The 13,669-nt window shown below is 40.9% G+C and carries 26 protein-coding genes and 2 pseudogenes; 27 read left to right on the forward strand and 1 reads right to left on the reverse strand.

Going from position 1 to position 13,669, the window contains the following annotated elements; translation table 11 throughout:
• Positions 1-14 precede the first annotated feature (14 nt).
• The 27 genes and pseudogenes from rplD (at position 15) to rplQ (ending at position 13,280) form a co-directional block, all read left to right on the forward strand.
• Positions 15-638, forward strand: coding sequence for a 50S ribosomal protein L4 (gene rplD, locus AEX56_RS00455; RefSeq protein ID WP_049617478.1), 624 nt, complete (start codon positions 15-17; stop codon positions 636-638).
• Positions 638-934, forward strand: coding sequence for a 50S ribosomal protein L23 (locus tag AEX56_RS00460; protein WP_049617479.1), 297 nt, complete (start codon positions 638-640; stop codon positions 932-934). Before rplD ends, AEX56_RS00460 begins: the two co-directional genes overlap by 1 nt.
• Before the next feature lie 17 nt (positions 935-951).
• Positions 952-1,783 (forward strand): annotated as a pseudogene (gene rplB, locus AEX56_RS00465) (50S ribosomal protein L2).
• 103 nt (positions 1,784-1,886) lie between these two features.
• Positions 1,887-2,168 carry a 30S ribosomal protein S19 gene (gene rpsS, locus AEX56_RS00470; RefSeq protein ID WP_049617480.1) on the forward strand — a complete coding sequence of 94 codons (282 nt, stop codon included), beginning with the start codon at positions 1,887-1,889 and terminating at the stop codon, positions 2,166-2,168.
• A gap of 17 nt (positions 2,169-2,185) precedes the next feature.
• A complete protein-coding gene (rplV, locus tag AEX56_RS00475) occupies positions 2,186-2,530 on the forward strand; it encodes a 50S ribosomal protein L22 (RefSeq protein ID WP_049617481.1) in 345 nt (114 codons plus the stop codon).
• A 12-nt stretch (positions 2,531-2,542) separates the two neighbouring features.
• Positions 2,543-3,132, forward strand: a pseudogene (rpsC, locus tag AEX56_RS00480) (30S ribosomal protein S3).
• 3 nt (positions 3,133-3,135) lie between these two features.
• Positions 3,136-3,549, forward strand: a complete 414-nt coding sequence (rplP, locus tag AEX56_RS00485) for a 50S ribosomal protein L16 (protein ID WP_049617483.1) — start codon at positions 3,136-3,138, stop codon at positions 3,547-3,549.
• 9 nt (positions 3,550-3,558) lie between these two features.
• Positions 3,559-3,765 (forward strand): 50S ribosomal protein L29, encoded by a 207-nt coding sequence (rpmC, locus tag AEX56_RS00490; protein ID WP_049617484.1) that lies wholly within the window; start codon positions 3,559-3,561, stop codon positions 3,763-3,765.
• Positions 3,766-3,788: 23 nt separating this feature from the next.
• Complete coding sequence (rpsQ, locus tag AEX56_RS00495; protein ID WP_049617485.1) at positions 3,789-4,049, forward strand: 30S ribosomal protein S17; 261 nt, start codon at positions 3,789-3,791, stop codon at positions 4,047-4,049.
• Positions 4,050-4,073: 24 nt separating this feature from the next.
• Complete coding sequence (rplN, locus tag AEX56_RS00500; protein WP_049617486.1) at positions 4,074-4,442, forward strand: 50S ribosomal protein L14; 369 nt, start codon at positions 4,074-4,076, stop codon at positions 4,440-4,442.
• Between the two features lie 76 nt (positions 4,443-4,518).
• Positions 4,519-4,824 carry a 50S ribosomal protein L24 gene (rplX, locus tag AEX56_RS00505; RefSeq protein ID WP_049617487.1) on the forward strand — a complete coding sequence of 102 codons (306 nt, stop codon included), beginning with the start codon at positions 4,519-4,521 and terminating at the stop codon, positions 4,822-4,824.
• A 23-nt stretch (positions 4,825-4,847) separates the two neighbouring features.
• Positions 4,848-5,390, forward strand: coding sequence for a 50S ribosomal protein L5 (gene rplE, locus AEX56_RS00510; RefSeq protein ID WP_049617488.1), 543 nt, complete (start codon positions 4,848-4,850; stop codon positions 5,388-5,390).
• Between the two features lie 14 nt (positions 5,391-5,404).
• Positions 5,405-5,590, forward strand: coding sequence for a type Z 30S ribosomal protein S14 (locus AEX56_RS00515; protein ID WP_002936651.1), 186 nt, complete (start codon positions 5,405-5,407; stop codon positions 5,588-5,590).
• A 142-nt stretch (positions 5,591-5,732) separates the two neighbouring features.
• Positions 5,733-6,131: a 30S ribosomal protein S8 gene (rpsH, locus tag AEX56_RS00520; RefSeq protein WP_049617489.1), complete on the forward strand. Its 399-nt coding sequence runs from the start codon at positions 5,733-5,735 to the stop codon at positions 6,129-6,131.
• Between the two features lie 207 nt (positions 6,132-6,338).
• On the forward strand, positions 6,339-6,875 hold the full coding sequence (gene rplF / locus AEX56_RS00525; protein ID WP_049617490.1) for a 50S ribosomal protein L6: 537 nt from the start codon (positions 6,339-6,341) through the stop codon (positions 6,873-6,875).
• Between the two features lie 93 nt (positions 6,876-6,968).
• On the forward strand, positions 6,969-7,325 hold the full coding sequence (rplR, locus tag AEX56_RS00530) for a 50S ribosomal protein L18 (protein WP_049617491.1): 357 nt from the start codon (positions 6,969-6,971) through the stop codon (positions 7,323-7,325).
• A gap of 17 nt (positions 7,326-7,342) precedes the next feature.
• Positions 7,343-7,837, forward strand: coding sequence for a 30S ribosomal protein S5 (gene rpsE, locus AEX56_RS00535; protein WP_049617492.1), 495 nt, complete (start codon positions 7,343-7,345; stop codon positions 7,835-7,837).
• A 13-nt stretch (positions 7,838-7,850) separates the two neighbouring features.
• Positions 7,851-8,033, forward strand: a complete 183-nt coding sequence (gene rpmD, locus AEX56_RS00540; RefSeq protein ID WP_049617493.1) for a 50S ribosomal protein L30 — start codon at positions 7,851-7,853, stop codon at positions 8,031-8,033.
• A 124-nt stretch (positions 8,034-8,157) separates the two neighbouring features.
• Complete coding sequence (gene rplO, locus AEX56_RS00545; protein ID WP_049617494.1) at positions 8,158-8,598, forward strand: 50S ribosomal protein L15; 441 nt, start codon at positions 8,158-8,160, stop codon at positions 8,596-8,598.
• Between the two features lie 13 nt (positions 8,599-8,611).
• The gene (gene secY / locus AEX56_RS00550; protein ID WP_049617495.1) at positions 8,612-9,922 is read left to right on the forward strand and encodes a preprotein translocase subunit SecY; all 1,311 of its coding nucleotides are present in this window, start codon (positions 8,612-8,614) and stop codon (positions 9,920-9,922) included.
• A gap of 132 nt (positions 9,923-10,054) precedes the next feature.
• Positions 10,055-10,696, forward strand: a complete 642-nt coding sequence (locus AEX56_RS00555) for an adenylate kinase (protein WP_049617496.1) — start codon at positions 10,055-10,057, stop codon at positions 10,694-10,696.
• 120 nt (positions 10,697-10,816) lie between these two features.
• The gene (infA, locus tag AEX56_RS00560) at positions 10,817-11,035 is read left to right on the forward strand and encodes a translation initiation factor IF-1 (protein WP_002936627.1); all 219 of its coding nucleotides are present in this window, start codon (positions 10,817-10,819) and stop codon (positions 11,033-11,035) included.
• A gap of 23 nt (positions 11,036-11,058) precedes the next feature.
• On the forward strand, positions 11,059-11,175 hold the full coding sequence (gene rpmJ, locus AEX56_RS08075; protein WP_001808836.1) for a 50S ribosomal protein L36: 117 nt from the start codon (positions 11,059-11,061) through the stop codon (positions 11,173-11,175).
• A gap of 18 nt (positions 11,176-11,193) precedes the next feature.
• Positions 11,194-11,559, forward strand: coding sequence for a 30S ribosomal protein S13 (rpsM, locus tag AEX56_RS00565; RefSeq protein WP_049617497.1), 366 nt, complete (start codon positions 11,194-11,196; stop codon positions 11,557-11,559).
• Between the two features lie 17 nt (positions 11,560-11,576).
• Entirely contained in the window at positions 11,577-11,954 is a 378-nt protein-coding gene (gene rpsK / locus AEX56_RS00570) for a 30S ribosomal protein S11 (protein ID WP_049617498.1), read from the forward strand.
• Positions 11,926-12,879, forward strand: coding sequence for a DNA-directed RNA polymerase subunit alpha (locus AEX56_RS00575; RefSeq protein WP_049617499.1), 954 nt, complete (start codon positions 11,926-11,928; stop codon positions 12,877-12,879). The genes rpsK and AEX56_RS00575 overlap by 29 nt, the downstream gene beginning before the upstream one ends.
• Positions 12,880-12,893: 14 nt before the next feature.
• The gene (gene rplQ / locus AEX56_RS00580) at positions 12,894-13,280 is read left to right on the forward strand and encodes a 50S ribosomal protein L17 (protein WP_049617500.1); all 387 of its coding nucleotides are present in this window, start codon (positions 12,894-12,896) and stop codon (positions 13,278-13,280) included.
• A 63-nt stretch (positions 13,281-13,343) separates the two neighbouring features.
• Here the strand turns inward: rplQ and AEX56_RS09170 are convergent, their stop codons facing one another.
• A complete protein-coding gene (locus AEX56_RS09170) occupies positions 13,344-13,469 on the reverse strand; it encodes a hypothetical protein (RefSeq protein ID WP_269082006.1) in 126 nt (41 codons plus the stop codon).
• Between the last annotated feature and the right edge of the window lie 200 nt (positions 13,470-13,669).

A 13,669-nucleotide genomic window follows, 5' to 3' on the forward strand; every position in this document is an offset into this window, starting at 1 on the left:
GGAAATCAGTCGAAATGGCAAACGTAACATTATTTGACCAAACTGGTAAACAAGCTGGTGAAGTAGTTTTGAGCGATGCAATCTTTGGTATTGAACCAAACGAAGCAGTTGTCTTTGATGTGATCATCAGCCAACGTGCTAGCCTTCGTCAAGGTACTCACGCAGTTAAAAACCGTTCAGCCGTTCGCGGCGGTGGACGCAAACCATGGCGCCAAAAAGGAACTGGACGCGCTCGTCAAGGTTCTATCCGCTCACCACAATGGCGTGGCGGTGGCGTAGTCTTCGGACCAACTCCACGTTCATACGCGTACAAACTTCCACAAAAAGTTCGTCGCTTGGCACTTAAATCTGTTTACTCAGCAAAAGTTGCTGAAAACAAATTTGTAGCTGTTGACTCACTTGAATTTTCAGCTCCAAAAACTGCTGAATTTGCAAAAGTTCTTGCAGCATTGAGCATTGATTCAAAAGTCCTTGTTATTCTTGAAGAAGGCAACGACTTCGCAGCTCTTTCTGCACGTAACCTTAAAAACGTTAAAGTTGCAACTGCAACAACTGCAAGTGTTCTTGACATTGCAAATGCAGACAAACTTCTTGTGACTCAAGCAGCTATCTCTAAAATCGAGGAGGTTCTTGCATAATGAATTTGTATGATGTTATCAAAAAACCTGTCATCACAGAAAGCTCAATGGGCCAACTTGAAGCAGGTAAATATGTATTTGAAGTAGATACACGTGCACACAAATTGTTGGTCAAACAAGCAGTTGAAGCTGCCTTTGAAGGCGTCAAAGTTGCTAACGTTAACACAATCAACGTGAAACCTAAAACAAAACGCGTAGGTCGTTATGTAGGTCGCACTAACAAAGTGAAAAAAGCTATCATCACTCTTACAGCTGATTCAAAAGCAATCGAGTTGTTTGCGACTGAAGCTGAATAATCTAAGGAGGAAATAACGTGGGTATTAAAGTTTATAAACCAACGACAAATGGCCGTCGTAACATGACTTCTTTGGATTTCGCTGAAATCACAACAAGCACACCTGAGAAATCATTGCTTGTTTCTCTTAAAAGCAAAGCTGGTCGTAACAACAACGGTCGCATCACTGTTCGTCACCAAGGTGGCGGTCACAAACGTCACTACCGTTTGATCGACTTCAAACGTAACAAAGATGGTGTTGAAGCAGTTGTTAAAACTATCGAGTACGATCCAAACCGTACAGCCAACATCGCACTTGTACACTACACTGATGGTGTTAAAGCTTACATCATCGCACCTAAAGGTCTTGAAGTAGGTCAACGTATCGTTTGGTCCAGACGCGGATATTAAAGTTGGTAACGCACTTCCACTTGCAAATATCCCAGTTGGTACTGTTGTACACAACATCGAGTTGAAATCAGGTCACGGTGGTGAATTGGTTCGTGCTGCTGGTGCTTCTGCACAAGTATTGGGTGCTGAAGGTAAATACGTGCTTGTTCGTCTTCAATCAGGCGAAGTTCGTATGATTCTTGGTACTTGCCGTGCTACAGTTGGTACAGTAGGTAACGAACAACAATCACTTGTTAACATTGGTAAAGCAGGACGTAGCCGTTGGAAAGGTATCCGCCCAACAGTTCGCGGTTCTGTAATGAACCCTAACGATCACCCACACGGTGGTGGTGAAGGTAAAGCACCAGTTGGACGTAAAGCGCCGTCTACTCCATGGGGTAAACCTGCGCTTGGTTTTAAAACTCGTAACAAGAAAGCTAAATCAGACAAACTTATCGTTCGTCGTCGTAACCAAAAGTAAGCTAAGGTTTCGTAGGTTAATAGCTTAAACATCCGCCAACTCGGTAGTGCGCATTTCGCGCACAAGCCGCTGTGGTACATTATTTAAAGGAGAAAACTACAAAATGGGACGCAGTCTTAAAAAAGGACCTTTCGTCGATGAGCATTTGATGAAAAAAGTTGAAGCTCAAGCAAATGACGAAAAGAAAAAAATAATCAAAACTTGGTCACGTCGTTCAACGATTTTCCCAAGTTTCATCGGTTATACAATCGCAGTTTACGACGGTCGTAAACACGTGCCTGTATATATTCAAGAAGACATGGTAGGTCACAAACTTGGTGAATTTGCACCAACTCGTACTTACAAAGGTCATGCTGCTGACGACAAGAAAACTCGTCGTAAATAATTTAGGAGGAAAACACAATGGCAGAAATTACTTCAGCTAAAGCAACTGCTCGCACAGTACGTGTTTCACCTCGTAAATCACGTCTTATCTTGTATAACATTCGTGGTAAAAGTGTAGCAGACGCAATTGCAATCTTGAAATTCACACCAAACAAAGCTGCTGGAATCATCGAAAAAGTGTTGATGTCAGCTATTGCTAACGCAGAAAACAACCTTGGTTTGGAAAAAGCTAACTTGGTAGTCAGCGAAGCTTTCGCAAACGAAGGACCAACACTTAAACGTTTCCGGCCACGTGCAAAAGGTTCAGCTTCACCAATCAACAAACGCACAGCTCACATCACTGTAGTTGTGGCAGAAAAATAAGGAGGTAAAAACGTGGGACAAAAAGTACATCCAATTGGTATGCGTGTCGGCATCATCCGTGACTGGGATGCTAAATGGTATGCTGAAAAAGAATACGCGGATTACCTTCATGAAGATCTTTCAATCCGCAACTTTATCAAAAAAGAATTGGCTGATGCGTCAGTTTCAACTATCGAAATCGAACGTGCAGTAAGTAAAGTAATCGTTTCTATCCACACTGCTAAACCAGGTATGGTTATCGGTAAGTCAGGTAGCAACGTTGATGCACTTCGTGCACAATTGAACAAATTGACTGGTAAACAAGTTCACATCAACATCATCGAGATCAAATCTCCAGATTTGGACGCTCACCTTGTTGGTGAAGGAATTGCTCGTCAATTGGAGCAACGTGTTGCTTTCCGTCGTGCACAAAAACAAGCAATCCAACGCACAATGCGCGCTGGTGCTAAAGGTATCAAAACACAGGTTTCTGGCCGTTTGAACGGTGCAGATATCGCCCGTGCTGAAGGCTATTCAGAAGGAACTGTAAACTTGGTGTTAAAGTATGGATTTACCGTGGTGAAGTTCTCCCAGCTCGTAAAAACACTAAAGGAGGTAAATAACCAATGTTAGTACCTAAACGTGTTAAACACCGTCGCGAATTCCGTGGTAAAATGCGCGGTGAAGCTAAAGGTGGTAAAGAAGTAGCATTTGGTGAATACGGCCTTCAAGCTACAACTAGCTCATGGATTACAAACCGCCAAATCGAAGCAGCTCGTATTGCGATGACTCGTTATATGAAACGTGGTGGTAAAGTTTGGATTAAAATCTTCCCACACAAATCATATACAGCCAAAGCTATCGGGGTTCGTATGGGTTCTGGTAAAGGTGCTCCTGAAGGTTGGGTAGCTCCAGTTAAGCGTGGGAAGGTAATGTTTGAAGTTGCAGGCGTTTCTGAAGAAATTGCTCGCGAAGCATTCCGTCTTGCTGGCCACAAATTACCAGTTAAAGTTAAATTCGTAAAACGCGAAGCAGAATAAGGAGAAGACATGAAACTCAAAGAAATTCAAAAATTTGTTGAAGAACTTCGTGGCCTTTCTCAAGAAGAACTTGCAAAACGCGAAAACGAATTGAAGAAAGAACTCTTCGATCTTCGTTTCCAAGCTGCTGCTGGTCAACTTGAGCAAACTGCTCGTTTGAACGAAGTTAAAAAACAAATTGCACGTATCAAAACTGTGCAATCTGAAGTTAAATAATAGGTTGGGAAAGGAGAATTTCAATGGAACGCAATAATCGTAAAGTTCTTGTTGGACGCGTTGTGTCTGACAAAATGGACAAAGCAATCACAGTTGTAGTTGAAACTAAACGTAACCACCCAGTCTATGGTAAACGTATTAACTACTCTAAAAAATACAAAGCTCATGATGAAAACAATACTGCTAAAGAAGGCGATATCGTTCGTATCATGGAAACTCGTCCGCTTTCAGCTACAAAACGCTTCCGTCTTGTAGAAGTTGTAGAAGAAGCGGTTATCATTTAATCAGACTGAAAGGAGAAAACAAAGATGATTCAAACAGAAACTCGTTTGAAAGTTGCTGACAACAGTGGCGCACGTGAAATCTTGACAATCAAAGTTCTTGGTGGTTCAGGACGCAAATTTGCAAACATTGGCGACATTATCGTTGCTTCAGTAAAACAAGCTACTCCTGGTGGTGCGGTTAAAAAAGGGGACGTTGTTAAAGCTGTTGTCGTTCGTACTAAAACAGGTGCTCGTCGTGCTGATGGTTCATACATCAAATTTGACGAAAATGCTGCTGTTATCATCCGTGAAGACAAAAACCCTCGCGGAACTCGTATCTTTGGCCCAGTGGCGCGCGAATTGCGTGATGGCGGTTTCATGAAAATCGTTTCATTGGCACCGGAAGTACTTTAATTTTTAAAACACAAACTAAGTCCCCTGACTATATGTCAGGGTGCCCGTATGGGCGTAAGAAATATAGGAGAAAATCATGTTTGTAAAAAAAGGCGACAAAGTTCGCGTTATCGCTGGTAAAGACAAGGGTGTTGAAGCCGTTGTCGTAACAGCACTTCCAAAAGTAAACAAAGTTGTTGTTGAAGGTGTTAACATCATCAAAAAACATCAAAAACCAAATAACGAAAACCCTCAAGGCGCAATCGTTGAAATCGAAGCACCAATTCACGCATCAAACGTACAAGTGCTTGATAAAGATGGCGTTGCAGGACGTGTTGGCTACAAATTTGTAGACGGCAAAAAAGTCCGTTACAACAAAAAATCTGGCGCATTGCTTGATTAATCACGAAGGAAAGGAGAAGTATAATGGCAAATCGCTTAAAAGAAAAATATCTTAAAGAAGTAGTTCCTGCTTTGACTGAACAATTTAACTATTCATCAGTTATGGCTGTACCAAAAGTTGATAAGATCGTTTTGAACATGGGTGTTGGTGACGCTGTTTCTAACGCTAAAAACCTTGAAAAAGCTGCTGCAGAATTAGCACTTATTTCAGGTCAAAAACCACTTATCACAAAAGCTAAGAAATCAATCGCCGGCTTCCGTCTTCGTGAAGGGGTAGCGATCGGTGCGAAAGTTACTCTTCGTGGCGAACGTATGTATGAGTTCTTGGATAAATTGGTTACAGTTTCACTTCCTCGTGTACGTGACTTCCATGGTGTTCCAACAAAATCATTTGATGGACGTGGTAACTACACACTTGGGGCGAAAGAACAATTGATCTTCCCAGAAATCAACTTTGATGATGTTGATAAAACTCGTGGTTTGGATATCGTTATCGTTACAACTGCTAACACAGACGAAGAATCACGTGCATTGCTTACTGGCCTTGGTATGCCGTTTGCGAAATAAGAGGGAGACATTAAATGGCTAAAAAATCTATGATCGCTAAGAACAAACGCCCAGCTAAGTTCTCAACTCAAGCCTACACTCGCTGTGAAAAATGTGGACGCCCACACTCAGTTTACCGCAAATTCAAACTTTGCCGTGTATGCTTCCGCGACTTAGCTTACCTTGGACAAATCCCAGGTGTAACAAAAGCTTCTTGGTAAGATAATGATACTAATTTTGCACAGTTCATAGGGCGAGTTCAAATTAGCTTTTTATCTAAAAAGAGCTTACAACCTGCCCATCTGGGCACTATTAACTAGCAAGTGCGTCTTGCAAACTACTAGTAAGAGGAGAAAAAATAAAATGGTTATGACTGACCCAATTGCAGACTTTTTGACACGTATTCGTAACGCTAACCAAGCTCGTCACGAAGTACTTGAAGTACCTGCATCAAATATCAAAAAAGGGATTGCTACAATCCTTAAAAACGAAAGTTTTGTAAAAAACGTTGAATTCATCGAAGATGACAAACAAGGTATCATCCGCGTATTCTTGAAATACGGACAAAACGGTGAAAAAGTTATCACCAACTTGAAACGCGTTTCAAAACCAGGTCTTCGTGTTTACTCAAAACGTGAAGATATTCCTAAAGTTCTTAACGGACTTGGAATTGCAATCATCTCTACGTCAGAAGGTCTTTTGACAGATAAAGAAGCTCGTCAAAAGAACGTTGGTGGTGAGGTTGTTGCATACGTTTGGTAATAATAAGATACAGAGGACGTAAAAAATCCGTATGAAAACAGGAGGCTGCCGATGAAGTCTTTAGACTTCGAGAAAGCCCAGTTTTTTCACTAGGATTTTAGTCCGTGTTCAGTTCAATACTCTTGCTGGCTGAACGGTATCTAATTTCCCAAACACCCCGTGAAAACTAGTCGAAAGACTTGATAATCTAACAGGAGAAATAAAAATATGTCACGTATTGGTAATAAAGTAATTACATTGCCTGCTGGTGTTGAGTTAACTCCAGACAATGGTGTGGTAACTGTAAAAGGACCTAAAGGGGAACTCACTCGTGAATTCCCTACAGCTATCGAAATTCGTGTGGAAGGTACAGAAGTAACACTTCACCGTCCAAACGATTCAAAAGAAATGAAGACTATCCACGGTACAAGCCGTGCCAACCTCAACAACATGGTTGTTGGTGTTTCTGAAGGCTTCAAAAAAGAACTTGAAATGCGTGGTGTCGGTTACCGTGCTCAATTGGCAGGTAACAAATTGACACTTGCGGTTGGTAAATCCCATCCTGATGAAGTGATTGCGCCAGAAGGTATAACATTTGAAGTTCCAGCACCAACACAAATCCACGTGTCTGGTATCAACAAAGAAGTTGTTGGTCAAACAGCAGCTTACATCCGTAGCCTTCGCGCTCCTGAACCATATAAAGGTAAAGGTATTCGTTACGTTGGTGAATTCGTTCGCCGTAAAGAAGGTAAAACAGGTAAATAATAAAGTTGTGAACTGGGTTTTCACTCAGTTGCACATCATTGTTTTCCAAGGATGTCTCATTGAGACAAGATCAATATAAAAGAGGTGAAAATTGTGATTTCAAAACCAGATAAAAACAAAGTCCGCCAAAAACGCCACCGTCGCGTTCGCGGTAAAATCTCTGGAACTGCTGCTCGCCCACGTTTGAACATTTTCCGTTCTAATACAGGCATCTACGCTCAAGTGATTGATGACGTAGCGGGTGTAACGCTCGCAAGCGCTTCTACTCTTGATAAAGAAGTTTCAAAAGGAACTAAGACAGAACAAGCCGTTGTTGTAGGTAAACTCGTTGCTGAACGCGCAGTAGCTAAAGGTATTTCTGAAGTGGTCTTCGACCGCGGTGGATATCTCTATCACGGACGTGTGAAAGCTTTGGCTGACGGAGCTCGTGAAAACGGATTGAAATTCTAATAGGGGGACACTAAGAAATGGCATTTAAAGATAACGCAGTTGAAATTGAAGAACGCGTAGTAGCCATCAACCGTGTAACAAAAGTTGTTAAAGGTGGACGTCGTCTTCGCTTTGCAGCTCTTGTGGTTGTTGGTGACCGTAACGGACGCGTAGGTTTCGGTACTGGTAAAGCTCAAGAAGTACCAGAAGCTATTCGTAAAGCAGTTGAAGCTGCTAAGAAAAACATGATCGAAGTACCAATGGTTGGTACAACAATTCCTCACGAAGTTCGTTCAGAATTTGGTGGAGCAAAAATATTGTTGAAACCAGCTGTAGAGGGTGCTGGGGTTGCTGCTGGTGGTGCAACACGTGCCGTAATTGAATTGGCAGGTATTGCAGATGTTACATCTAAATCACTTGGCTCAAACACTCCAATCAACATCGTTCGTGCAACAGTTGAAGGCTTGAAACAATTGAAACGTGCTGAAGAAGTTGCTGCACTCCGTGGCATCTCAGTTTCAGATTTGGCATAAGAAAGGGGAGCTCATGACTCAAATTAAAATTACTTTGGCGAAGTCTCCAATCGGCCGTATTCCATCACAACGTAAAACAGTTGTGGCGCTTGGTCTTGGCAAATTGAACAGTTCAGTCGTTAAAGAAGACAATCCAGCTATCCGTGGTATGATTACAGCTGTATCACACTTGGTAACTGTAGAAGAAGTAAAATAATCGGATGAGTCGCTATTTTTATAGCGACTTAATCTGGATATATACAAATCGAAAAAGCGAGTTTTTCAATCTAGACCTTACTTGATTGAAAGGCGCTAGCATTTAAATAAGGAGAAATTAAATAATGAAACTTCATGAATTACAACCTGCAGAAGATTCACGTAAAGTTCGCAACCGCGTAGGTCGTGGTACATCATCTGGTAACGGTAAAACTTCAGGCCGTGGTCAAAAAGGTCAAAAAGCTCGTAGCGGTGGCGGCGTACGTCCAGGTTTCGAGGGTGGACAAACTCCATTGTTCCGTCGTCTTCCAAAACGTGGATTTACAAACATCAACGCAAAAGAGTATGCTATTGTTAACCTTGATCAATTGAACGCTTTTGAAGATGGTGCTGAAGTAACACCAGTTGTATTGATTGAAGCTGGTATCGTTAAAGCTGAAAAATCAGGAATTAAAATTCTTGGTAACGGCGAATTGACGAAGAATTTAACAGTGAAAGCTGCTAAATTCTCTAAATCAGCTGAAGAAGCGATCACTTCTAAAGGTGGTTCAGTAGAAGTCATCTAAGAGGTGGCTGCCTATGTTTTTTAAACTATTAAAAGATGCGCTAAAAGTTAAAAATGTTCGCAAGAAAATTTTGTTTACTATTTTTATTCTTTTTGTTTTCCGCATCGGTACGCATATCACCGTTCCGGGTGTCAATGCCAAAAGCTTGGAAGCGCTTTCCGACGTGCCTTTCCTAAACCTGTTGAGCTTGGTATCTGGTAATGCGATGCGAAACTTTTCTGTATTTGCGTTAGGGGTTAGCCCATATATCACTGCTTCCATCATTGTACAATTGTTGCAAATGGATATCTTACCTAAATTCGTTGAATGGGGTAAGCAAGGTGAAGTGGGACGTCGTAAGTTAAATCAAGCGACGCGCTATATTTCCCTCGCCCTTGCATTTGTTCAGTCGATCGGGATCACAGCAGGTTTTAACGCCTTGTCCGGTGCCAAGTTGACGAACATGCCTCTCAATTGGCAAACGTATGTTGTTATCGGAGCGATCTTGACAACAGGTTCTATGATTGTGAGCTGGTTGGGTGAGCAAATTACAGATAAAGGATACGGTAACGGGACATCTATGATTATCTTCGCAGGGATTATTTCCTCTCTGCCGGATACTATCCGCGATATCTACGAAGATCGTTTCGTTAATATCGATCCTAGCCGTATGGGTGAATCTCTTGTCTTTGTTGGTTTGTTGATTGTAGCGATCTTAGCGATTGTTTACTTTACAACTTATGTTCAACAAGCAGAATACAAAATTCCAATCCAATATACAAAAAGAGCGCAAGGTGCACCGTCAAGTTCTTACCTTCCGTTGAAATTGAACCCAGCTGGTGTTATTCCTGTTATCTTTGCAGGTTCTATCACAGCGATTCCAACTTCTATTGTTCAATTTTTAGCGAATCAACAAAAGAGTGTTTCTTGGTTGACAACTCTCCAAGAGTACTTTGATTACACAACAATTAAAGGTATGACTGTCTATGCAGTCTTGATTATCCTCTTTACATTCTTCTATACATTTGTTCAAGTGAATCCAGAAAAAACTGCGGAAAGCTTGCAAAAGAGTGGAGCTTACATCCATGGCGTACGTCCTGGGAATGGCACAGAAAAATATTTCTCAAAACTCTTAACGCGCTTAGCAACAGTTGGATCACTCTTTCTCGGTTTTGTTGCCTTGATGCCAATCATTGCACAAAATTTATTTGGACTTTCATCTAACATTGCTTTCTTGGGTACAAGTTTGATAATCGTTATCATGACAAGTATTGAAGGAATCAAACAGTTAGAAGGATATCTATTGAAGAGAAAATACGTCGGATTTATGGAAATTACAGGATAGAATATAGGTTGACCTTGTCAACCTTCTATTTTTGTTTTTTGATAAGTTTTTCATAATGGAAAACTTATTTGAAAATAAAATGACAAAATGTATAGTGAATGAACTATTTGCATCTTTTAAAAGGAGATTGAAATGAATCTTTTGATTATGGGCTTGCCAGGTGCCGGTAAAGGAACACAGGCAGCTAAGATTGTTGAAAAATTTAATGTAGCACACATCTCAACTGGGGATGTGTTCCGTGCTGCTATGGCCAATCAAACTGAAATGGGCTTGCTTGCAAAAATTTTCATCGACAAAGGCGATTTAGTTCCCGATGAAGTAACGAATGGTATTGTCAAAGAACGTCTACAGCAAGAAGACATTAAGGAAAAAGGCTTCTTGTTGGATGGCTATCCACGTACAATTGAGCAAGCGCAAGCTTTGGATGAGAATTTAAAAAATCTAGGCATTGAACTACAAGGAGTCATAAATATCGAAATTGATCCTTCTAAGTTGGTGGAACGTCTTAGCGGACGAATTATTCATAAAGAAACTGGAGAAACTTTCCATAAAGTGTTTAATCTACCAGCAGAGGGATATAACGAAGATGATTTCTATCAACGTGAAGACGACAAACCTGAATCCGTCAAACGTCGTTTGGAAGTCAATATCGCACAAGGTCAACCGATCATTGAGCACTACCGTGCCAAAGGTTTGGTATATGATATCGAAGGTGATCAAGATATTGAACTAGTCTTTGCAGACATTGATGCGGTTTTATCAAAAATACAATAAATTAAAGGATAGGACTTGCTTTTATTGGACAAAGATGATAAAATAGCCTAGTCTGACTTATAATTGTTACCTCTGTGTTCAGAGGGCATCAAATCGAAATTTAGAGGGGGAAACTTTTGCATGGCAAAAGAAGATGTGATTGAGATTGAAGGTAAGGTAGTTGATACCATGCCAAATGCTATGTTTACTGTTGAGTTGGAAAATGGGCACCAAGTTCTTGCAACTGTTTCAGGAAAAATCCGTAAAAATTACATCCGTATTTTGGTCGGGGATCGTGTAACAGTCGAGTTGAGTCCGTATGATTTGACACGTGGACGTATCACATACCGCTTTAAATAATCGAAATACTTGGAGGGATTAAAATGAAAGTAAGACCATCGGTCAAACCAATTTGCGAATACTGTAAAGTAATTCGTCGTAATGGTCGTGTAATGGTAATTTGCCCAGCAAATCCAAAACACAAACAACGTCAAGGTTAAAAATGGAAAGGAGAAAACATGGCTCGTATTGCTGGAGTTGATATTCCAAACGACAAACGCGTAGTAATTTCATTGACTTACGTATACGGTATTGGTCTCACAACATCTAAAAAAATTCTTGCAGCAGCAGGCATTTCAGAAGATATTCGTGTAAAAGATTTGACATCTGATCAAGAAGACGCTATCCGTCGTGAAGTAGATGCAATTAAAGTTGAAGGTGACCTCCGTCGTGAAGTTAACTTGAATATCAAACGTTTGATGGAAATCGGTTCATACCGTGGTATCCGTCACCGTCGTGGACTTCCTGTCCGTGGACAAAACACTAAAAACAACGCTCGCACTCGTAAAGGTAAAGCTGTTGCGATTGCAGGTAAGAAAAAATAAAATAGGAGGTAAATAAATTGGCTAAACCAACACGTAAACGTCGTGTGAAGAAGAATATCGAGTCAGGTATTGCTCACATTCACGCTACATTTAACAACACTATTGTTATGATTACTGATGTGCATGGTAACGCTCTTGCTTGGTCATCTGCTGGTGCTCTTGGTTTCAAAGGTTCACGTAAATCTACACCATTCGCAGCCCAAATGGCTTCAGAAGCTGCTGCTAAATCTGCACAAGAACACGGTCTTAAAACAGTTGAAGTTACAGTCAAAGGTCCTGGTTCAGGTCGTGAGTCTGCTATTCGCGCTCTTGCTGCCGCTGGTCTTGCAGTAACTGCAATTCGTGATGTGACTCCTGTGCCACACAATGGTGCTCGTCCTCCAAAACGAGTTTGAAAAACCAACTATAACAAAAATTGATGAAAATAAAGATTACGGCAGATTTGTTATCGAGCCACTAGAACGTGGTTATGGAACAACTCTTGGTAACTCACTTCGTCGTGTACTTCTTGCATCACTTCCAGGTGCTGCAGTGACATCAATTAAAATTGATGGTGTACTCCACGAATTCGACACAGTTCCGGGTGTCCGTGAAGATGTTATGCAAATCATCTTGAACATCAAAGGCATTGCTGTAAAATCTTATGTCGAAGACGAAAAGACAATTGAGCTTGATGTAGTAGGACCAGCAGAAGTGACTGCAGGCGATATTTTGACTGATAGCGACATTGAAATTGTAAACCCTGATCACTATCTATTTACTATTGGCGAAGGTGCTAGCTTTAAAGCAATCATGACTGTTAATTCAGGACGTGGTTATGTACCAGCTGAAGGTAATAAAAAAGATGATGCACCAGTGGGGACACTTGCGGTAGATTCTATCTATACGCCAGTAGTAAAAGTTAATTACCAAGTTGAACCAGCTCGTGTTGGTAGCAATGATGGTTTTGACAAATTAACGCTTGAAATCATGACAAATGGCACAACTATTCCAGAAGATGCTCTTGGTCTGTCAGCACGTATTTTGATGGAGCACCTTGGTCTCTTTACAGACTTGACTGAAGTTGCAAAATCAGCGGAAGTGATGAAAGAAACTGAAGTAGCATCCGACGATCGGATGTTAGACCGTACAATCGAAGAATTAGACTTGTCTGTTCGTTCGTATAACTGTTTGAAACGTGCAGGAATTAATACTGTATTTGATTTGACAGAGAAAACTGAACCTGAAATGATGAAAGTACGTAATCTTGGTCGCAAGAGCCTTGAAGAAGTTAAAGTTAAATTGGCTGATCTTGGACTTGGATTGAAAAAAGATAAATAATATAGGAGGAAACAATGGCATACCGTAAACTAGGACGCACTAGCTCACAACGTAAAGCAATGTTACGCGATTTGACAACTGACCTTTTGATCAACGAATCAATCGTTACAACTGAAGTACGTGCTAAAGAAATCCGTAAAACCGTTGAAAAAATGATTACTCTTGGCAAACGTGGCGATTTGCACGCTCGTCGTCAAGCAGCAGCATTTGTACGTAACGAAATTGCAGCAGAAACCTATGATGAAGCTACTGATAAATACACATCAACTACAGCTCTTCGAAAGTTGTTCTCTGAAATTGCACCTCGTTATGCAGAACGTAATGGTGGCTACACACGTATTCTTAAAACAGAACCACGTCGTGGTGATGCTGCACCAATGGCAATTATTGAACTTGTTTAATCATCAATTTTGTTGAGTGTTATGATGATGGAAGAAATATCTTCTTCTTAGTCTAGCTCTGGTCTACCGCTGATTTATTTCGGCGGTAACACTCATCATATTGAAAAAACGTAACGCTTGTTTACGAAACCCTTCTAAGGCTAGAAAGGCTTCGTAAGCAGGCGTTTTTGCTTCCTTATCAATTAACATAAGATGGATTTAAAAACCATATAGTAAAAGCTCGTAGCATTTTGGAGTACCTCAGAGACAGCTAGAGATTAACCAACGTTTTCTTAATTCACTTATTGCAATATGCTTGCAGTTTGAGCACTTTTCATAAATTTTGCTGAGTGCCAAGATGGGCCCGATGCAGTATGAAGGAAACCATTCTATGTTTGGTGGTTACACGA

Source organism: Streptococcus sp. X13SY08, assembly GCF_001182825.2.
GTDB lineage: Bacteria > Bacillota > Bacilli > Lactobacillales > Streptococcaceae > Streptococcus.